The organism is Halolamina salina (genome assembly GCF_042678005.1).
Taxonomy (GTDB): domain Archaea; phylum Halobacteriota; class Halobacteria; order Halobacteriales; family Haloferacaceae; genus Halolamina; species Halolamina salina.
In genome coordinates, this window is record NZ_JBHUDH010000140.1 from 1 (window position 1) to 1,942 (window position 1,942).

Below are 1,942 nucleotides of genomic sequence, written 5' to 3' on the forward strand. Positions count from 1 at the left end.
GACGCGGATCGAGAACGGGATGGCAACCGCGCCGAGGGTGACGGAGTCTCGATCGACGTGGCCGACGGCAGCGAAGGAGAGGCCGACAGCGCGACGGAAGAGACAGCAGAGTCCGACGACTCGCCGGAGCCGGACGTCGAGGCCGAACTCGACTCCATCCGGGAGGAGGTCAGAGGGTCCGAGGACGAGGGTGACGACGCCGACGAATCGGCCGACTCCGGACCGGGCGAGGACGCCGAGGACACCGCGGCCGAGTAGCTACTCCTCGACGGGGCGGAACCGGAACCCGTCCCAGTCCTGACTCTCCGGCTCGCGGATTCCCTTTTCGGGATCGCGGAGTTCGTCGACGTGGAACGGCTCGACGGTGTCGCCTATCTCGACGTTCGCGTCCTCCAATTGTCCCAGCGCGCGGACCGGCACGCCGTCCACGTCGAACTCCACGATCGCGAGGTGGTTGGGCTGGCGGACGCCCGGCGGCGTCGCCGTCGAGGTGGTCCACGTCACGACCTCGGCGGTGTACTCGCTGAGGTCGACGGTACCGACGGGTTCCTCGCCGCCCGGGCCGCGCGGGTGGCCGGGGTAGGTGACGCTGCCGTCGGGGTAGCGGTACGCGGTCATCTCGGGGTCGGAGTTCTGATCGGTCATTCTGCCTCCGGGGTTTCGAGGATCGTCGTGGTCACGCAGTTGCCGAAGCCGCCGACGTTGCAGGCCAGCCCGACTTCGGGATCGTCGAGCTGTCGGTCGCCGGCCTCGCCGAGAAGCTGTTCGTACACCTCCACCGCCTGTGCGACGCCCGAGGCGCCGAGGGGGTGGCCCTTCGACTTCAGGCCGCCGGAGGTGTTGATCGGCAGGTCGCCGTCGCGTTCGGTGCGTCCCTCCTCGATGGCCTTCCAGCCCTCGCCTTTCTCCGCGAAGCCGAGGTCCTCGAACTGCAGGAACTCGAGGATGGTGAACATGTCGTGGAGTTCGGCGAAGTCGACGTCCTCGGGCGATCGATCGGCCATCTCGTAGGCCTGATCGCTCGACTCCACGACGCCGCGCATCGTGGTCGGGTCCGCGCGCTCGTGGACGACGTGGGTGTCCGTCGCGCCCGCGACGCCGCTCACGACGACGTACTCGTCCGTGATCTCGCGGGCGACCGACTCCGGACAGAACAAAAGCGCCGCGGAGCCGTCGGTGATCGGGCAGAAGTCGTAGAGGCGGAGCGGGTCGGCGACGATCGGCGAGTCGAGGACGGTGTCGAGATCGACCGCCTTCCGGAACTGCGCCTTGGGGTTGTCGACGCCGTTCCTGTGGTTCTTCACGGCGACTTTCCCGAGGCTCTCCCGCGGCGCGTCGTACTCGTCGAGGTAGAGTCGCGCCGTCAGCCCGGCAAAGGAAGGGAGCGTGACGCCGTGTTTGTACTCCACCGGGTGGGTCAGGGAAGCGATCACGTCCGTCGCCTCGCCGGTGGTCTTGTGGGTCATCTTCTCGCCGCCGACGAGCAGCGTCATCTCGCTGGCCTCGGAGGCGACCGACTGCCACGCGGCGTAGATGCCGGCACCCCCCGAGGAGGATGTCTGGTCGATCCGTGCGGTGTAGGCCGGCTGAGCGGCGAGATCGTGGGCGAGCATGTTCGGGGCGCCCGTCTGCCCCTCCAGTTCGCCGCTGGCCATGTTCGAGACGTACAGGTGGTCGACGGCGTCGGCGGCGACCCCGGCGTCGTCGAGGCACGCGGCGCCGGCCTCGGCGAGCAGGTCCCGCAGCCACTCCCCCTCGCGATCGCCGAAGGGGGTCATCGACGCGCCGACGATGGCGACTCGGTCCATACCCGTTGCCCGGACGCGGGTCGCTTACGCGTTTCCCTTCGCCGAACACGAGCGATTTATGCCCGCGCCGGCGCGACTCCCGGCCATGGATCTCGCGGACCCCGCGGACGCCGGGAAACTGTCGGGGGGGCGCG

3 protein-coding genes are annotated in these 1,942 nt (G+C 69.3%); 1 reads left to right on the plus strand and 2 read right to left on the minus strand.

The features are described 5' to 3' along the window. The coding region (locus tag ACFR9S_RS12095) for a DUF7547 family protein (protein ID WP_459077206.1) at positions 1–258 on the plus strand (258 nt) is incomplete at its 5' end. Here ACFR9S_RS12095 and ACFR9S_RS12100 read toward each other — a convergent pair. Together ACFR9S_RS12100 and ACFR9S_RS12105 are read right to left on the minus strand one after the other, a co-directional pair. Beyond that, entirely contained in the window at positions 259–645 is a 387-nt protein-coding gene (locus ACFR9S_RS12100; protein WP_379732553.1) for an OB-fold domain-containing protein, read from the minus strand. Further along, complete coding sequence (locus ACFR9S_RS12105) at positions 642–1,808, minus strand: thiolase family protein (protein ID WP_379732554.1); 1,167 nt, start codon at positions 1,806–1,808, stop codon at positions 642–644. The genes ACFR9S_RS12100 and ACFR9S_RS12105 overlap by 4 nt, the downstream gene beginning before the upstream one ends. Between the last annotated feature and the right edge of the window lie 134 nt (positions 1,809–1,942).

Bases quoted from the DNA above. Each gene is read 5' to 3' on its own strand.
- ACFR9S_RS12100 (WP_379732553.1), bottom strand. From the start codon at position 645: ATGACCGATCAGAACTCCGACCCCGAGATGACCGCGTACCGCTACCCC.
- ACFR9S_RS12105 (WP_379732554.1), bottom strand. From the start codon at position 1,808: ATGGACCGAGTCGCCATCGTCGGCGCGTCGATGACCCCCTTCGGCGAT.